Origin of the sequence: Mesorhizobium sp. CA13 (assembly GCF_020165235.1) — a bacterium.
Taxonomy (GTDB): domain Bacteria; phylum Pseudomonadota; class Alphaproteobacteria; order Rhizobiales; family Rhizobiaceae; genus Mesorhizobium.
Window position 1 is genome coordinate 478918 of the sequence record NZ_JAIUHS010000002.1, and the last position, 17616, is coordinate 496533.

Sequence of the window (17616 nt, forward strand, 5' to 3'; positions counted from 1 at the left end):
CTTCCGGAGACCATCGATGCCCCGCAAGCTCGACCTCAGAAGCGGCCGGCCAGTCTGGTCCGCGTTTCGGGCACCCGCTGTCCCGACAACCGCTCTGGCCCGTGACGCCAAGGCCGATGTGCTGGTGATAGGCATGGGCATCAGCGGCGCCATGATGGCCGAAGTGCTGACCGCGGACGGCCATTCGGTGATCTGCGTCGACCGGCGCGGTCCGCTGAGAGGCTCGACTTCGGCAACCACCGCCTTGGTGCAGTTCGAGATCGACCAGCCGCTGACGGCACTCGGCAGGATGATCGGCAAGGCCTCGGCGGAACAGGCGTGGCGGCGCTCGCGTCTGGCCGTTTCCAACCTTGCCGGCCGCATAGCCGAGCTCTCCATAAACTGCCGGCTGAGCCGTGCCCCCTCGCTCTATCTGGCCGGCACCGCGCTCGGCCCATCGCAGCTGCGTGACGAAGCCGAGGCGCGGCGACAGGCTGGCATCGCCGCGACCTATCTCGCCCCTGCGCCGCTGGCCGCGCGATTCGGCATCGAGCGCGACGGCGCCATCCTCAGCCATGGCAACATCGCCCTCGATCCGCGCAAACTGACCGCCGGATTGCTGCTGAAGGCGCTGGAGCGCAGGGCGCGCCTCTACGCACCGGTCGAGGCGACCACGATCGAAGACAGCGCCAAGGAGGTCGTCGTCGCCACCAGGGGCGGCCCCACAATCACCGCAGGGCACGTGCTGCTCGCGACCGGCTACGAGTTGACCGACATCGTGCCGGCGGCGGCCCATCGGGTCTCGACATGGGCCATCGCCACACGCCCGCAGCCGCGCAAGATCTGGCCGGGCGCCGCCCTCATCTGGGAAGCGTCGGACCCCTATCTCTATGCAAGGGCGACAGCCGACGGCAGGGTGATCTGCGGCGGCGAAGACGAGGATTTCATCGACGAGGAACGGCGTGACGCGTTGATTGCCGGCAAGAGCCTGAAACTGGCCAGCAAGCTCGGCCGTCTGTTCCCGGATCTCGACACCAGGCCCGATTTTGCCTGGACCGGCTCCTTCGGCACCACAACCACCGGCCTGCCCTATATCGGCGCGATCCCTGGGCATCCGCGCATCCAGGCCGTGATGGGCTATGGCGGCAACGGCATCGCCTTCTCGCAAATCGCTTCCGAAATCGTTTTTGCCGCCATCGCCGGATCCGAAGATACGGATGCAAGCCTGTTCGCCTTCAGCCATCGGCAGCAGCGACACAAACAATCCCTCATCACCTGATTGTAACGTTGTTGAAACACACTTAACTGTTTGCTGAGGCCGGCTGCGGGAGAATGGCTCCCATGGCTTGCCTTTTGAGGGAGAGCCAAATGGATTTCAGTGGTTTCGATATCGCGATTATTGTTCTGGTCGCCCTTGTCGTGCTGGTGCTGTTCAAAGGCATAAAGACAATCCCGCAAGGCTACAACTATACGGTCGAACGCTTTGGCCGTTACACGAAAACGCTGTCGCCAGGCCTCAACCTCATCGTGCCGTTCATCGATCGAATCGGCGCCAAGATGAACATGATGGAGCAGGTGCTCGACGTCCCGAGCCAGGAGATCATCACCCGCGACAACGCCATCGTCGGCGTCGACGGCATCGCCTTCTTCCAGATCCTCAATGCGGCGCAGGCGGCCTATCAGGTTTCCGGCCTGCAGAACGCTATCCTCAACCTGACCATGACCAACATCCGCACCGTGATGGGCTCGATGGACCTCGACGAGTTGCTGTCGAACCGCGACGCCATCAACGAGCGCCTGCTGCGCGTCGTCGACGAGGCGGCTCATCCGTGGGGCATCAAGATCACCCGTGTCGAGATCAAGGATATCAATCCGCCGGCCAACCTGATCGAATCGATGGGCCGGCAGATGACGGCCGAACGCAACAAACGCGCGCAGATCCTCGCCGCCGAGGGCCTCAAGCAGTCGCAGATCCTCGAGGCCGAAGGCCGCAAGGAAGCCGCCTTCCGCGATGCCGAGGCACGCGAACGCTCCGCCGAAGCGGAAGCCCGCGCCACGCAAGTGGTGTCGGAAGCGATCTCCAAGGGAGATGTGCAGGCGCTCAACTACTTCGTCGCCCAGAAATACACCGAAGCGCTGGGCAAGATCGGTTCGGCCACCAACAGCAAGATCGTGCTGATGCCTTTCGAAGCGTCGTCGCTGATCGGCTCGCTGGGCGGCATCGGCGAGATCGCCAGGGAAGTGTTCAAGGGCGACGGGCCGGCCGGCACGCAACGGCAGGTCTCACGACCTCCGGTCGTCAGGCCGAGCGACAACTAATGTCTTTGTGAGTGGATCAAAACCATGATCGACCGCATCGTTTCCGAACTCGGCCCGTGGAACTGGATGGTTCTGGGCTTCGTGCTCCTGGTGATGGAAATCATCGCACCGGGCATCTTCATGCTGTGGATCGGCATCGCCGCGCTGATCGTCGGCGCGGTATCGCTGCTGGTCTGGGACGCGGCGTTCTGGACCTGGCAGGTCCAGGTGCTCGTGTTCCTCGCGCTGTCGCTGGTCTCGGCCTTCGTCGGCAAGAAACTCCTTGGCGGACGCGACGAGCCGACCGACCAGCCGCTGCTCAACCGTCGTGGCGCGCAGATGATCGGCAGGATGGCGACGCTGGCCGAGCCGATCCGCGACGGCCGCGGCCGCATCAGGCTCGGCGACACGTTGTGGCGCGTCTCTGGCCCTGACCTGCCGGCCGGCACCCAGGTGCGCGTCACCGGCGCCGCCGACACCGATCTCGAACTGACCGTCGAGCGAGTGTGAACCCGGCTCCGCGCTAAAGCAATTCCAGGAAAAGTGTGTACGGTTTTCCGTCCGGAATTGTGCAAAAACAACGAGATAGAGCAGTTCGCCGTTTCCGTGAAACGGTGAACTGCTCTACGCGGCGCCGATGCGCAAAAGATCGTGCAGATGGACGAGCCCGACGGGCTTGTTGCCTTCCACCACCATCAGGCTGGTGATGGCCGAATTGTTGATCGTCTGCAGCGCGGTCGCGACCAGCGTGTCCGGCGCCGCGGTCTTGGGGGATCTCGTCATCACCTGATCCACGGTCATCGCCGTCAGGTTGCTGCCTATGTGACGCCTGATGTCGCCATCGGTGACGATGCCGATCAGCGCGCCGTCGGCGGCGGTGACCGCCACGCAGCCAAAGCCCTTGCGCGACAACTCCAGGATGGCGTCCGGCATGCCGGTCCCCGAAACGACCAACGGCAACCTCTGGCCGACATGCATGATCTCGCGGATCTGCATCAGGTTGGCGCCGAGCTGGCCGCCGGGATGGAAGGTGCGGAAATGGTCGGGCGTGAAACCCCGCGCCTCGAGCAGGGCGATCGCCAGCGCGTCGCCCATCACCAGTTGCAGCAGTGCCGATGTCGTCGGCGCCAGCCCGTGCGGGCAGGCTTCCGGCGCACGCGGCAGCAAAAGCACGACGTCGGCGGCGCGCGCCAGCGCCGATGTCTCACCGGACGTGATTGCAATGAGTGGGATGGAGAAGCGCCTGGAATAGGCGACGATGCCCATCATCTCCTTGCTTTCGCCCGACCATGACATGGCGATGATGGCATCGTCCCTGGCGATCATGCCGAGATCGCCGTGATTGGCTTCAGCGGGGTGGACGAAAAAGGCCGGCGTTCCGGTCGAGGCCAAGGTCGCGGCGATCTTCGAGCCGATATGGCCGCTTTTGCCGACGCCGGTGACGATGACCCGGCCTTCGATCCTCGAGATCATGTCGACCGCTTCGGCAAACGGCTTGGCCAGCCCGTTTTCGAGCGCCTCGGCCAGGGCCGCCACTCCCGCCTGTTCGGTCGCCACCGTTCTTAGCGCCGAAGCGATCGAGGCCTGTCTGTCCAACGGCTTCTTGTCGAGGGATCGCGCATCCATGGCCGATGCGATTAGCGCTTTGTGCCGCGCCTGTCCAACGGAAATGCCTCCTCCGACCGTCTGGGACAGCAGTCCGGATGAACGTAGCGCAAGGTCACGAATGTCGAGGCCTGGAACAATGAGCGCTTGGAACAGCAATCGCCCTCCGCCTCAACCCTCCGTTAACCATCCCCATTTACGGTTCGGTAAGTATGGCGCGCGCTCGCGCCGCGCAAGCAGTGGTGGCGATGTCCGGGGCCCAGTCAGAAAAGACGAGAAGGCGAAAGAGCAAGGCTGCCTGTGCCTTGCTGCTGGCGACCAGCATCTTCGGGCTGCTGCGCCCGACGCTGTCCTTCGCCCAGGAAACGGAACTGCGCGGCGAGGTCTCGGAATCGGCGATCTTGTCCGACCAGCAGCGCAAGGCGAGACTGGCCGCCATGGCCGGTCAGGGTCAACAGCAACCGGCCAACGCCGCCGGGCAGGACGACACCCCGTCGCGCACCTATCTGCCCGCCAGCGCCGGCGCTGTCCTCGACGACAGCGATGCCGCCTCGCCCGCCGGCAGTATCTTCGATCCGCCGACGGCAGGTGACGACGCGACCGCGGACAACCCGCCGCCGCCCAAGCCACGGCGGCCATCGGCCACCGGGCAGGCCAATGCGGCCAAGGCCAGGGCCGCCGACACGTCGAAGACAAAGAAAAAGAACACCACCGCGACGACCGACGCGACCACGACCGCCAGCACGGCCACTGCCGACGATGCCGACGATGCCGACGCCGCCGGCACCGACCAGGAGACTGCCAACCGCCGTGCCGTCACCATCGACAGCGTCGACCGGCAGAAGCTCGATCCGGGCGCCGAACGCACCGCCTCCATCGAAGGGCAGAAGACGAAAGCCGAGGACGATCCGTTCGCCGCACCAGGCATCAAATGGGGCTCTTTCGTCATAAGGCCGACGCTGGAACAAGGCCTGACCGCCACCTCGAACGGCGATTCCAGCAGTGCCGGCAAAGCGGCGCTGCTGTCCGAGACGGCGCTGCGCTTTTCCGCCGCTTCCGACTGGCGCGAGAACTCCGCGACCATTGACGGTTATGGCCTGTTCCGCGAAACCGTCTCGGGCTACCCGGTTCACAATGAGCAAGGTCGCATCGAAGGCCAGCTCAATGTCGACCTCGACAACGAGCAGCGCGCCGTCGCCAAGCTCGGTTACGAGGCCGTGCCGGAATCGGCCTCGTCGCCCGACGCCATTGCAGGCGTCAGCAGGCAGCCATTGCGCCAGACCATCGACGGCAGCCTCGGCATCGAAAAGGACGTCGGCAAGGCGCAATACACTTTGACCGGCGCCGTCTCGCATGACTTCTATGGCGACGCCAAGCTTTCTGACGACACTTCGCTGTCGCAGAAGGATCGCAACTCCACGCTTTATACGGCGACCTTGCGCACCGGCTACGAAATCTCCCCTGCCCTTACGCCTTTCACCGAAATCGAGCTCGGGCGCAGGGCCTATGACCAACGCTTCGACAATGAAGGCTTCGAGCGTTCATCGACGCGGCTCGGTGCCCGCGCCGGCCTCGAGCTCGACATGGGCGAGAAGCTCGCCGGCGAGTTCTCGGCCGGCTGGCTCCGGGAAGCGATCGACGACGACCGCCTGGGGGCGATCGCGGGTGCCACCGTGGATGCCGACCTGAAATGGTCGCCCGAACGCGGCACCACGATCGGCCTGACCGGGCGGACCACGGTCGAGCCCACGACCACCGCGGGTGAAAGCGGCGACATCCTCTATTCCGGCCGCCTGACGGCCGAACGCCAGATCCGCGCCAACCTGACCGGCAATGCCGCGCTGGGCCTGGACTGGCGCGATTACATCGGCATAGACGGCCATGACAGGGTGCTGAGCGCCGAAGCCGGGCTGACATGGTGGCTGAACCGCTACGCCGGCCTCACCACCCGTGCCAGGACCGAGAAGCTCACCAGCAACCTGCCTGGCCGCGACTACACCGCCAACAGCATCTATCTCGGCTTGAAGGTGCAGCGGTAAAGCCGGGCCATCGGGCCAAGGCGACGTGCATCCAGACGTCGGCGCGTCAGCCCCTTAAAGCGCCGCCCCGAGGCGCTCCGAAGGCGCCATCTCCTCGAGAAGCCTGCGGATGACGCCGGCCATGCTCTGGTTCATGTCGTTGCGCCAGAGCGCGAAGGCCACATTGGCCTCGACGAACCCTTCCGGCGATCCGCAATCGAAGGTGCGGCCCTGAAAGTGGTAGCCGTAGAAGGGCTGCTGCTTCTCCAGCTTCAGCATTGCGTCCGTGAGCTGGATCTCGTTTCCGGCGCCCTTCTCCTGGCCTTCGAGGATTTTGAAGATCTCGGGCTGCAATATGTAGCGGCCATTGATGTAGAGATTGGAGGGCGCGGTGCCGGTCTTCGGCTTTTCCACCATCTCGGTGATGCGGAAGCCATGATGGGTGGCTTCGCCCCGGCCGACGATGCCGTATTTATGGGTCTCGGCGGGATCGCATTCCTGAACCGCGATGATGTTGTTGCCGGTCTCGGCATAAAGGTCGACCATGTCCTTCATGCAGCTCTTTTCCGACTGCATGATCATGTCGGGCAACAACAGTGCGAACGGCTCGTCGCCGACCAGTTCGCGCGCGCACCAGACGGCATGGCCAAGTCCGAGCGGCACCTGCTGGCGGGTGAAGCTGGTCTGTCCCGGCGCGGGCTGCAGCCGTTGCAACCTTGCGAGCTGGTCGTCCTTGCCGCGCTGGGCGAGCGTGTCATAGAGCTCGAACTGGATATCGAAATGATCCTCGATGACCGCCTTGTTGCGGCCGGTGACGAAGATGAAATGCTCGATGCCCGCCTCGCGAGCCTCGTCCACCACATATTGGATGACGGGCCGGTCGACGACGGTAAGCATTTCCTTGGGGACGGCCTTGGTGGCCGGGAGAAACCGCGTGCCGAGACCTGCGACGGGGAAAACTGCCTTGCGAACTCTCTTCATGCCTTCAATTATCCGTTTGCAGGCCGGCTCCGCAATCCCGCGCCGCGACATTTTCACGCCGGAATTGAGGATTACTGCGCGATTGGGGAGAACGTCCACTCGTAAAGCATCAAAGACGTCTTTTCGTTCCGGACGCCACCTATGGTAAACCAATTCCTAACCTGGTTCGGCGATGAATGGTCTTTCCCAAGACGGAGAAGGAGGAAAAGATGTCCGTTCGCAATGCCGCAAAGCGTTTCACCAGCGTCATGACGGCCGCCAGCCTCTCGCTCGCCATGCTGATGCCTGCCGGGCCGGCCTTCGCCGATGCCGGCTTCCGGCAATGGGTCGCCGGCTTCCGCGCCACCGCGGTGCAGGGAGGCGTGTCCGGCGCCGTCTATGACCGGGCCTTCAGGGGCATCGACGAACCCGACCCGGTGGTGCTGGAGAAGGCTCGCACCCAGCCGGAATTCACCGCGCCGGCCTGGGATTATTTCGACAACCGCGTGCATGACCAGTCGGTGGCCAACGGTCAGGCGATGGCGCGCAAATGGAAGCCTTGGCTGGACAGGATCGAGGCGAGGTTCGGCGTCGACCGCAACATCCTGCTCGCCATCTGGTCGATGGAATCCAACTATGGCGAGATCCTCAAGCGCGACGACATCATGCGCAATGTCGTCCGCTCGCTGGCGACCCTGGCCTATGGCGATCGGAAGCGGTCGAAATATGCCCGCACCCAGCTGGTCGCCGCACTGAAGATCCTCCAGACCGGCGATATCGACGAGAGCCACCTCACGGGATCCTGGGCGGGCGCCATGGGCCAGACCCAGTTCATCCCGACCAGCTACCAGCACTATGCCGTGGACATGGACGGCAACGGCAAGCGCGACATCTGGAATTCCATTCCCGATGCCCTGGCGACATCAGCCAATCTGCTCAAGAAGAATGGCTGGCAGGCCGGCAGGACCTGGGGCTACGAGGTCGCCTTGCCGGCCGGCAAGCTGCCCGCAGGCTCCAGGACGCTGGCGCAATGGAAGGCGCTCGGCGTGGTCAGGGCCAACGGCAAGCCGTTCAGGAATCTCAGCGACAAGGCGACGTTGAAAGTGCCGGATGGCCGCGGCGGCCCCGCTTTTCTGATGATCAGGAATTTCTCGGTCATCAAGGCCTACAACAATGCCGACAAATACGCGCTTGCCGTCGGCCTTCTTGCCGACGAGATCGCCGGCTCCAACGGCCTCGTACAGGACTGGAAACGGCCTTTCACCAAGCTGACGTTCGAGGAAAGGCAGGAATTGCAGAAGCGGCTTTCCCAGCACGGCCTTTATGACGGCAAATTCGACGGCAAGATCGGCGACGGCTCGAAGTCGGCCATCATGGCCTATCAGGCAAAGGTCGGCTTGACCCAGGACGGCTATCCGAGCATGGAAGTGCTCAAATGGCTCAGGCAAAAATAGGGCCTGTCATGAACTGAGGAGGAGCGATTGGCTTGGGCTGCGCGCATCGGGACGTTGGTTCCCCGCATGCTGGTGCTGTTCCTGGCCGTTGCCGTGCTCGCCGTCGCCATGGCAGGCGCCTTCCATGCGCCCGCCATGGCGCAGGAGCAGCAAAGCCGCGGCTGGTCATTGCGTGACCTTCTGTTCCCGCGCCGCAGCGAGCGGATCGAGCCGCCTCTGGACATCGAGAAGCCGAGGCCCAGGCCCAAGGTAAAAAAGCCGCGCGCCCCGCGTCCGCCCGCGGAACCGGAAACCCCTATCGCCGAGAAGGCGCCGGACGCCCGTGTTGTCCTGGTGGTCGGCGATTTCATGGCGGCCGGGCTCGCCGAGGGTCTCGACACCGCCTTTGCCGAGAATACCGGCGTCAGGATCGTCGCTCGCTCCAATGGCTCGTCGGGCTTCGTGCGCGACGATTTCTACAATTGGCCCGAACAGATCAAATCGCTGATAGAGACCGAAAAGCCCGCCGCCGTGGTCGTGATGCTGGGTTCCAACGACCGCCAGCCGATGAAGATGGGGGATGTGCGCGAGCCGCCCCGTTCCGAGACCTGGACCAAGGAATACGAACGTCGCACCGAAGCGTTCGGCAAGGCCATCGCCTCGGCCAAGGTGCCTTTCCTGTGGGTCGGCATGCCGGCGTTCAGGGTTTCGAAGATGACATCCGACATGCTCGCCTTCAACGACATCTATCGCCAGGCGGCCGAAAGCCATGGCGGCGAATTCGTCGATATCTGGGATGGGTTCGTTGACGAGAACGGCGCCTTCGTCACCAGTGGCCCCGACATTAACGGCCAGCCCGTGCGGCTGCGCTCCGATGACGGCATCAACATGTCGAAGGCCGGCAAGCGCAAGCTCGCCTTCTATACCGAAAAGCCATTGATGAAGGTGCTGGGCCTGGCCGCGCCGGGAAGCGTCGCCCCGACCGCTGCTCCTGCCGGCGCGCCGGTCGAGGCGCCGGCGCCAGCCACCGCTCCCATCGTCATTGACCGCACCGCGCCGATGCTGCTCAGCGATCCGGCGCTCGACGGCGGCACGGAACTGCTTGGCGCCGGACCGCCCGTAAAGGCCAATCCGGGCCTGCCCGGCGAAAGGCTGGTGGTCGAGGGCAAGGCGCCGGTGGCTTCGCCCGGCCGCGCCGACGATTTCTCCTGGCCGCCCAAGACAAATCCAGCGGCCGCCGCCGTCTCGACTGGCACGACGACGGCGATCACTCCTTAGCAGCGCGGAGGGTCCGAAACCGTTTTCGGAACTCGCTGCTGCGAGCCATAGGGTGGCGTTTTCGAGAACCGGAGCGAAGCGTACTTTTTGGGTACGGGAGCACCGGAAGCGCAGAAAACGCCTTATGGCCGCAGGAGTAGAGTTTCCAAACGGACTCAGCGGGGCAGGACACTCGAACCCATCAGTGCCTCGTCGATCGAACGCGCCGCCTGGCGGCCTTCGCGTATCGCCCACACCACCAGCGACTGGCCGCGGCGCACGTCACCCGCGGCATAGAGCCTGTCGACGCTGGTCCGGTAGTCGCGGTCATTGGCCTCGACATTGCGGGAGCGCCGGCTGTCGGTGACGATCTTCATCTCCCCTTCGAGTTCCGAAACCACGCCGGCCATCGCCGGCCCGGCAAAGCCGATGGCGATGAAGGCAAGATCGGCGCGGATGACGAACTCGGTCCCGGCGATCGGTTGGCGCTTGTCGTCGACCTCGCAGCATTTGACGCCGGTCAGCTGGCCTTCCTCGCCGATGAATTCGAGTGTCGCCACCTGGAATTCGCGCTCGGCGCCCTCGGCCTGCGAGGAGGAGGTGCGCATCTTGGTCGCCCAGTAGGGCCAGACCGCGAGCTTGTCTTCCTTCTCCGGCGGCTGCGGCCGGATGTCGAGCTGGGTGACTCGCACGGCGCCCTGGCGGAAGGCGGTGCCGACGCAGTCGGAAGCGGTATCGCCACCGCCGACGACGACGACATGCTGGCCGCTGGCGATGATCGGATGCGACGGCCACGCCACCGACTGGATCGGCTCGCCGCCGACACGCCGGTTCTGCTGCACCAGATAGGGCATCGCGTCGTAGACGCCGCCGAGATCGTCGCCGGGGATGTTGGCCGCGCGCGGGGTCTCGGATCCGCCGCAGTAGAGCACCGCGTCATGTTCGGCGAGCAGTTCGGCCACGGGCTTGTCGACGCCGACATTGACGCCGCAATGGAAGGTCACGCCTTCGCCCTGCATCTGCTCGATGCGGCGATCGATATAGTGCTTCTCGATCTTGAAGTCGGGAATGCCGTAGCGCATCAGCCCGCCCGGCCGGCTCTCGCGCTCGTAGACATGGACATCATGGCCGGCGCGGCCGAGCTGCTGGGCGGCGGCCATGCCGGCCGGGCCGGAGCCGATGACGGCGACGCGCTTGCCCGTCTTCCTCTCCGGCGGATAGGGCCTGATATGGCCGGTCTCGTAGGCCTTGTCGGCGATCGCCTGCTCGACCGTCTTGATGGCCACCGGAATGTCCTCGAGGTTCAGCGTGCAGGCTTCCTCGCAAGGCGCGGGGCAGATGCGGCCGGTGAATTCGGGGAAATTGTTGGTCGAATGCAGGTTGCGGATCGCATTGTCCCAGTCCCTGTTATAGACGAGGTCGTTCCAGTCCGGGATCTGGTTGTGGATCGGGCAGCCGGTCGGCCCGTGACAGAACGGGATGCCGCAATCCATGCAGCGCGCGGCCTGTTTCTCGACCTCCTTGTCCGACATCGGCAGCGTAAACTCGCGGAAATGCCGGATGCGGTCGGAGGCCGGCTGATACTTGTGCACCTGCCGGTCGATCTCGAGAAAGCCTGTTACCTTGCCCATAGTCCAGTTCCTGCTGTCCAGATGGTGCGGTTTTCGCCGCACCCGTTAACCTCTTCAGGCAGCCGTGGCAACCTTCCGCGAGAGGTCAAATTGTCAGTGACATGGAGCCGGGAAGCCTGGGCTTCCCGGCCTTTGCGAAGATCTATTCGGCCGCCACGCTCATGCGCATGCGTTCCATCTCGATCAGCGCGCGGCGGTATTCGACCGGCATGATCTTACGGAATTTCGGCCGGAAAGCCGCCCAATTGTCGAGGATCTCGCGGCCGCGCACCGAGCCCGTATAGTGCACGTGGTTCGAGATCAGCTGGTAGAGCCGCTCCTCGTCATGGCTGGTCATGTCACCCGAGACGTCGACGCGGCCCTTGTGATCGAGGTCGCCGCCATGGTGCAGCAGCTTTTCCATCAGGTCGTCCTCTTCCGGCACCGGCTCCAGCTCGACCATGGCCATGTTGCAGCGCTCGGCGAAATCGCCCGCTTCGTCCAGCACATAGGCGACGCCGCCCGACATGCCGGCGGCGAAGTTGCGGCCGGTCTTGCCGATGACGACGACGATGCCGCCGGTCATGTATTCGCAGCCATGGTCGCCGACGCCCTCGACGACGGTGACGACGCCCGAGTTGCGTACCGCGAAGCGCTCGCCGGCGACACCGGCGAAATAGGCCTCGCCTTCGGTAGCGCCATAGAGAACCGTGTTGCCGACGATGATGGACTCGGCCGCGACGATCTTGGCTTCATCCGGCGGCCGGATGACGATGCGGCCGCCCGACAGGCCCTTGCCGACATAGTCGTTGCCGGCGCCGACCAGCTCGAAGGAGATGCCGCGCGCCAGGAAGGCGCCGAAGGACTGGCCGGCGGTGCCGGTCAGCTTCACCTGGATCGTATCCTCGCGCAGGCCCTTGTGCTTGAAGCGCTTGGCCACCTCGCCCGACAGCATGGCGCCCGCCGAGCGGTCGACATTGCGGATGTCAACCTCGATCTTGACCGGTTGCTTGGCCTCCAGCGCCGGCTTGGCCAGCTCGATCAGCTTGCGGTCGAGCACGTCGTCGATCGGGTGCTTCTGCCGCTCGGTCCAGTGCACCGCCTCATGGGGCGCATCGGGCTTGTAGAACATCTTCGAGAAGTCGAGCCCGCGCGCCTTCCAATGCTGGATCACGTCGCGCTTTTCCAGCAGATCGGCGTCGCCGATGATCTGGTCGATATGGGTGAAGCCCATTTCGGCAAGCAGCCCGCGCACCTCTTCAGCGACATAGAAGAAGAAGTTGATGACGTGCTCGGGCGTGCCCTTGAAGCGCTTGCGCAGCACCGGATCCTGCGTCGCCACGCCGACCGGGCAGGTGTTGAGATGGCACTTGCGCATCATGATGCAGCCGGCCGCGATCAGCGGCGCGGTCGAGAAGCCGAACTCGTCGGCGCCGAGCAGCGCGCCGATGATGACGTCGCGGCCCGTGCGCAAGCCGCCATCGACCTGCAGCGCCACGCGCGACCTGAGACCGTTCAGCACCAGCGTCTGGTGCGTCTCGGCAAGGCCCATCTCCCATGGGCTGCCGGCATGCTTGAGCGATGTCAGCGGCGAGGCACCCGTGCCGCCATCGTAGCCCGAGATGGTGATGTGGTCGGCGCGCGCCTTGGCGACGCCGGCCGCGACCGTGCCGACGCCGACTTCCGACACCAGCTTGACCGAAATGTCGGCCGCCGGGTTCACGTTCTTCAGATCGTAGATCAGCTGCGCCAGATCCTCGATCGAATAGATGTCGTGATGCGGCGGCGGCGAGATCAGGCCGACGCCGGGCGTCGAGTGCCGGACCTTGGCGATGGTGGCGTCGACCTTATGGCCGGGCAACTGGCCGCCCTCGCCGGGCTTGGCGCCTTGCGCCACCTTGATCTGCATGACGTCGGAGTTGACGAGATATTCGGCCGTCACGCCGAACCGCCCGGAAGCGATCTGCTTGATCGCCGAACGTTCGGGATTCTTGCCGCCGCCGGGCAGCGGCAGATAGCGGTCCGCCTCTTCGCCGCCCTCGCCGGTGTTCGACTTGCCGCCGATGGCGTTCATGGCGCGCGCCAGCGTCGTGTGCGCTTCCCTGGAGATCGAGCCGAACGACATCGCGCCGGTCGAGAAACGCTTGACGATCTCGGCCGCGGGCATGACGTCGTCGAGCGCAACCTTCTTGCGGCCGGTGTCTTCCGCCAGCTTGATCTTGAACAGGCCGCGAATGGTCTGCGCGCGCGCTGTCTCGCTGTCGATCTGCGCCGAATACTCCTTGAAGGTGTCCCAGGAACCCTGGCGCACGGCATGCTGCAAGGTGGCGACGGCGTCGGGCGACCACATATGCGCCTCGCCGCGCATGCGGAACAGATATTCGCCGCCGACATCCAGGCTGTTGCGCAGCACCGGATCGTTGCCGAAACCATCCGTGTGGCGCCTGAACGTCTCCTCGGCGATCTCGTCCAGCCCGACGCCTTCGATGAGCGTGGCGGTGCCGGTGAAATACTTCTCCACGAAATCCGACTTCAGCCCGATGGCGTCGAAGATCTGCGCGCCGCAATAGGACTGGTAGGTCGAGATGCCCATCTTCGACATCACCTTGAGGATGCCCTTGCCGATCGACTTGATGTAGCGCGACACGACTTCGTAGGCGTCGACCTCTTCAGGCAGTTCGCCGCGCTTGTGCATGTCGAGCAGCGTGTCGAAGGCGAGATAGGGATTGATCGCTTCGGCGCCGTAACCGGCGAGGCAGCAGAAATGATGCACCTCGCGCGGCTCGCCGGATTCCACGACGAGCCCGACCGAAGTGCGCAGCCCCTTGCGGATCAGATGATGATGCACCGCCGCCGTGGCCAGAAGTGCTGGAATGGCGATGCGGTCCGGCCCGAGCTGGCGGTCGGACAGGATGATGATGTTGTAGCCGCCGGCGACCGCCGCTTCCGCCCGCTCGCAGAGGCGATCGATGGCGCCCTGCATGCCGGCCGCGCCCTCGATCGAGGCATAGGTGATGTCGATCGTCTTGGTGTCGAACCGATCCTCGGTGTGGCCGATGGAGCGGATCTTTTCGAGATCGCCATTGGTCAGGATCGGCTGGCGCACTTCCAGCCGCTTGCGGCGCGAACTGCCGACCAGGTCGAATATGTTGGGCCGCGGCCCGATGAAGGACACCAGGCTCATCACCAGCTCCTCGCGGATCGGGTCGATCGGCGGGTTGGTGACCTGGGCGAAGTTCTGCTTGAAATAGGTGTAGAGCAGCTTCGATCTGTCCGACATCGCCGAGATCGGCGTGTCGGTGCCCATCGAACCGACGGCTTCCTGGCCTGTGGTGGCCATCGGCGACATCAAGAGCTTGGTGTCTTCCTGGGTGTAGCCGAACGCCTGCTGGCGGTCGAGCAGGCTGACATCCTTGCGCAGCGCGCGCGGCTCGACCGGCTTCAGGTCCTCCAGGATGAGCTGCGTGTTGGCGAGCCAGGTCTTGTAGGGGTGCCTGGTGGCGATCTCCGACTTGATCTCCTCGTCGGAAACGATGCGGCCCTTGGCAAGATCGATCAAAAGCATGCGGCCGGGCTGCAGCCGCCACTTCTGGACGATCCTTTCCTCCGGCACCGGCAGCGCGCCGGCCTCGGAGGCCATGATGACCCGGTCGTCGTCGGTGACGATGTAGCGCGCCGGGCGCAAGCCGTTGCGGTCGAGCGTGGCGCCGATCTGGCGTCCGTCGGTGAAGGCGACAGCGGCCGGCCCGTCCCACGGCTCCATCAGCGCCGCATGGTATTCGTAGAAAGCCTTGCGGTCGGCGTCCATAAGCTTGTTGCCGGCCCAGGCCTCCGGGATCAGCATCATCATGGCGTGGCTGAGGCTGTACCCGCCCTGGAACAGGAACTCGAGCGCATTGTCGAAACATGCGGTGTCGGACTGACCCTCATAGGAGATCGGCCAGAGCTTGGAGATGTTGTTGCCGAACAGCTCCGAATCGACCGACGCCTGGCGCGCCGCCATCCAGTTGTTGTTGCCGCGCACGGTGTTGATCTCGCCATTGTGCGCGACCATGCGATAGGGATGCGCCAGCTTCCACGACGGGAAGGTGTTGGTGGAGAAGCGCTGGTGGACAAGGATCAGCGCCGTTTCGAAGCGCGGATCGTTGAGATCCTTGTAATAGGCTCCGACCTGATAGGCCAGGAACATGCCCTTGTAGACGATGGTGCGCGCCGACAGCGACACGCAGTAGGCGCCGATGTCCTTGTTGTCGTTCTCGGCGTAGATGCGGCCCGATATGACCTTGCGCAGCAGATAGAGCCTGGCCTCGTACTCCTCGTCGTCGGGGATGTCAGCCGTGCGGCCGATGAAGACCTGCCGGTGGAACGGCTCGGATGCCACGATATCCGGGGCCTTGGAGAGCGACGAATTGTCGACCGGCACGTCACGGAAGCCGAGCAGCGGCAGCCCCTCGGACTGCGCCGATTCGGCAATGATGTCCTCGACATGGGCGCGCAGCGCAGCATCCTGCGGCATGAACCAATGGCCGACGCCATACTGCCCCGCCGGCGGCAGCTCGATGCCCTGCGCGGCCATCTCCTCGCGGAAGAAGCCGTCGGGTATCTGCACCAGCACGCCCGCGCCGTCGCCCATCAGCGGATCGGCGCCGACGGCGCCGCGATGCGTCAGGTTTTCGAGCATGGAAAGCCCGTCCTCGACGATCGTGTGCGACTTCGCGCCCTTCATGTTGACGATGAAGCCCACACCGCAGGCATCGTGCTCGTTGCGCGGATCATAAAGGCCTTGGGCGGTCAAACCGGTGCGGCGGTTATTGGCCAGGGTTTTGACGGCTGCCGCTTTCGTCTGCGCGGCCTTGCCGTTCGTCGCAGCGTGCGTCAATTCCGTCATCGTCCTGTCCTCCATTCCGCTTCCTTGCGGGCGCTGGTTTGCCTCGGGAAGCGCATTGCTTCCCTTCATCCTTACGGCACGTCTTGCGAAATCCTTGCCGAACCATGCGGCTCACCGCGCGGTTCGCATCCGGTATCGTACAGGCCAGAGCACGGCCGTCCACCTGTCGCTCGCGGGAAAAGCCGGAGAGGCTTAGAATACGCCAATCCAGCCTGTTTTGCGCGACAAAATAAGACAGCACTACTGTCCTAAATTTTTATGGCAGAAAAGCCGGGCGCATACAAGACCGATTCACAAAAAACTTCGGCGTTCCGCGACACAAAGTTTCGTGAGATGTCCGCCAAACGCAAGCTTCGGTCCCTCCCGGTTTTCGGCAGCTCGCTGGCTTTACCCGTTTTCTGGCGTCTGGCCCTTGCGAGCCAGCCATGAAACCGGTCAAGGTTGCAGCGATTTTCCCAGCACAGGCAGATGCATGTTCTTCGCTTCCGACAATTGGGCAGGCGCCCACCCCGACATCGCCTCCGGCCTCTCGGCCCACGCCGGCGGCTTTTTCACCGCCTATGGCGATGGCGCGCTCGACCAGGCCGTCTCCCAGCGCTTCAGCGAAATCTTCGAACGCGAAGTTGCGGTGTTCTTCGTGGCCACGGGCACGGCCGCCAATTCGCTGGCGCTGACCGCCTACAACAAGCCCGGCGGCATTTCCTTCGCTCATCGCGAATCGCATGTCATCGAAGATGAGTGCGGCGCACCGGAATATTTCTCCGGCGGCTCGCGGCTGCATGCCGTCGACGGCGCGCTGGGCCGGATCGATCCGCACAATCTGGAAACGGCGATCGGCCGTTTCGCCGGCGAGGTAGTCCATTGGGGCCGGCCTATGGCGGTCTCGATTACCCAGTCGACGGAGGTCGGCACGGTCTACGGCCTGCATGACATCGCCGCGATCTCGGCCATCGCCCGGCAACATTCCGTGCCATTGCATATGGACGGCGCCCGCTTTGCCAATGCACTGGTCGCGCTCGACACCACGCCCGCCGAAATGACCTGGAAAAGTGGCGTCGACATCCTGTCTTTCGGCGGCACCAAGAACGGCTGCTGGTGCGCGGAGGCGATCGTGTTGTTCGATCTCGACCGTGCCCGGGAATTGGCCTTCCTGCGCAAGCGCGCTGCCCAGCTGTTCTCCAAATCGCGCTTTATCGCGGCACAATTCGAGGCCTATTTCCGCGACGGCCTGTGGCTCGACACCGCCAGGCATGCCAATGCCATGGCTGCCCGCCTTGCCGCGGCGATCGAGGATTCCCAGACGGCGAAACTGGCCTGGCTGCCGCAAGCGAACGAGGTTTTCGCGGTGATGAAAAAAGCCGAAGCGGACAGGCTTCAGGCGGCGGGTGCTGTTTTCTTCGACTGGCACAAGCCGCATGGCTTCGAAGGCCATATCGGCGAGGACGAATTGCTCTATCGCTTCGTCACCAGTTTTGCGACGACGTCAGAGGAAGTCGACCGCTTTGGCCAGTTGATCGCAGGATAATTGCTATTCCCGGCAAATAAAAAAGAAGCGGCGCCTGTCGGCG

At 64.2% G+C, this 17616-nt stretch carries 11 protein-coding genes; 7 read left to right on the forward strand and 4 right to left on the reverse strand.

Annotated features, from left to right (window positions below; all coding sequences use genetic code 11):
* The first annotated feature begins 16 nt into the window (after positions 1-16).
* The 3 genes from LB566_RS07915 (at position 17) to LB566_RS07925 (ending at position 2787) form a co-directional block, all read left to right on the forward strand.
* Positions 17-1258, forward strand: a complete 1242-nt coding sequence (locus LB566_RS07915) for an NAD(P)/FAD-dependent oxidoreductase (RefSeq protein ID WP_224623961.1) — start codon at positions 17-19, stop codon at positions 1256-1258.
* Between the two features lie 89 nt (positions 1259-1347).
* The gene (locus LB566_RS07920) at positions 1348-2298 is read left to right on the forward strand and encodes an SPFH domain-containing protein (RefSeq protein WP_140641653.1); all 951 of its coding nucleotides are present in this window, start codon (positions 1348-1350) and stop codon (positions 2296-2298) included.
* Between the two features lie 24 nt (positions 2299-2322).
* Positions 2323-2787, forward strand: coding sequence for an NfeD family protein (locus tag LB566_RS07925; protein ID WP_224623962.1), 465 nt, complete (start codon positions 2323-2325; stop codon positions 2785-2787).
* Positions 2788-2901: 114 nt separating this feature from the next.
* Here LB566_RS07925 and LB566_RS07930 read toward each other — a convergent pair whose 3' ends face one another.
* The gene (locus LB566_RS07930; protein WP_224623963.1) at positions 2902-3903 is read right to left on the reverse strand and encodes an SIS domain-containing protein; all 1002 of its coding nucleotides are present in this window, start codon (positions 3901-3903) and stop codon (positions 2902-2904) included.
* Between the two features lie 227 nt (positions 3904-4130).
* On the opposite strand from LB566_RS07930, the gene LB566_RS07935 reads away from it, so the two are divergent.
* Complete coding sequence (locus LB566_RS07935) at positions 4131-5921, forward strand: outer membrane beta-barrel protein (protein ID WP_224624126.1); 1791 nt, start codon at positions 4131-4133, stop codon at positions 5919-5921.
* 54 nt (positions 5922-5975) lie between these two features.
* Here LB566_RS07935 and galU read toward each other — a convergent pair whose 3' ends face one another.
* Positions 5976-6890 (reverse strand): UTP--glucose-1-phosphate uridylyltransferase GalU, encoded by a 915-nt coding sequence (gene galU / locus LB566_RS07940; RefSeq protein ID WP_224624127.1) that lies wholly within the window; start codon positions 6888-6890, stop codon positions 5976-5978.
* A 200-nt stretch (positions 6891-7090) separates the two neighbouring features.
* Between galU and LB566_RS07945 the strand changes: the two genes are divergently transcribed.
* A complete protein-coding gene (locus LB566_RS07945; protein ID WP_224623964.1) occupies positions 7091-8314 on the forward strand; it encodes a lytic murein transglycosylase in 1224 nt (407 codons plus the stop codon).
* A gap of 27 nt (positions 8315-8341) precedes the next feature.
* On the forward strand, positions 8342-9571 hold the full coding sequence (locus tag LB566_RS07950) for a DUF459 domain-containing protein (RefSeq protein WP_224623965.1): 1230 nt from the start codon (positions 8342-8344) through the stop codon (positions 9569-9571).
* Between the two features lie 155 nt (positions 9572-9726).
* Here LB566_RS07950 and LB566_RS07955 read toward each other — a convergent pair whose 3' ends face one another.
* The gene (locus tag LB566_RS07955) at positions 9727-11181 is read right to left on the reverse strand and encodes a glutamate synthase subunit beta (RefSeq protein WP_224623966.1); all 1455 of its coding nucleotides are present in this window, start codon (positions 11179-11181) and stop codon (positions 9727-9729) included.
* A 142-nt stretch (positions 11182-11323) separates the two neighbouring features.
* Complete coding sequence (gene gltB / locus LB566_RS07960; RefSeq protein WP_224623967.1) at positions 11324-16048, reverse strand: glutamate synthase large subunit; 4725 nt, start codon at positions 16046-16048, stop codon at positions 11324-11326.
* Positions 16049-16520: 472 nt separating this feature from the next.
* Between gltB and LB566_RS07965 the strand changes: the two genes are divergently transcribed.
* The gene (locus LB566_RS07965; protein WP_224623968.1) at positions 16521-17573 is read left to right on the forward strand and encodes a threonine aldolase family protein; all 1053 of its coding nucleotides are present in this window, start codon (positions 16521-16523) and stop codon (positions 17571-17573) included.
* Positions 17574-17616: the final 43 nt, after the last annotated feature.

What these genes read in the sequence shown, in the direction of transcription:
- LB566_RS07915 (WP_224623961.1), top strand. Translation starts at nt 17, where the DNA reads ATGCCCCGCAAGCTCGACCTCAGAAGCGGCCGGCCAGTCTGGTCCGCG.
- LB566_RS07920 (WP_140641653.1), top strand. Translation starts at nt 1,348, where the DNA reads ATGGATTTCAGTGGTTTCGATATCGCGATTATTGTTCTGGTCGCCCTT.
- LB566_RS07925 (WP_224623962.1), top strand. Translation starts at nt 2,323, where the DNA reads ATGATCGACCGCATCGTTTCCGAACTCGGCCCGTGGAACTGGATGGTT.
- LB566_RS07930 (WP_224623963.1), bottom strand. Translation starts at nt 3,903, where the DNA reads ATGGATGCGCGATCCCTCGACAAGAAGCCGTTGGACAGACAGGCCTCG.
- LB566_RS07935 (WP_224624126.1), top strand. Translation starts at nt 4,131, where the DNA reads ATGTCCGGGGCCCAGTCAGAAAAGACGAGAAGGCGAAAGAGCAAGGCT.
- LB566_RS07945 (WP_224623964.1), top strand. Translation starts at nt 7,091, where the DNA reads ATGTCCGTTCGCAATGCCGCAAAGCGTTTCACCAGCGTCATGACGGCC.
- LB566_RS07955 (WP_224623966.1), bottom strand. Translation starts at nt 11,181, where the DNA reads ATGGGCAAGGTAACAGGCTTTCTCGAGATCGACCGGCAGGTGCACAAG.
- gltB (WP_224623967.1), bottom strand. Translation starts at nt 16,048, where the DNA reads ATGACGGAATTGACGCACGCTGCGACGAACGGCAAGGCCGCGCAGACG.
- LB566_RS07965 (WP_224623968.1), top strand. Translation starts at nt 16,521, where the DNA reads ATGTTCTTCGCTTCCGACAATTGGGCAGGCGCCCACCCCGACATCGCC.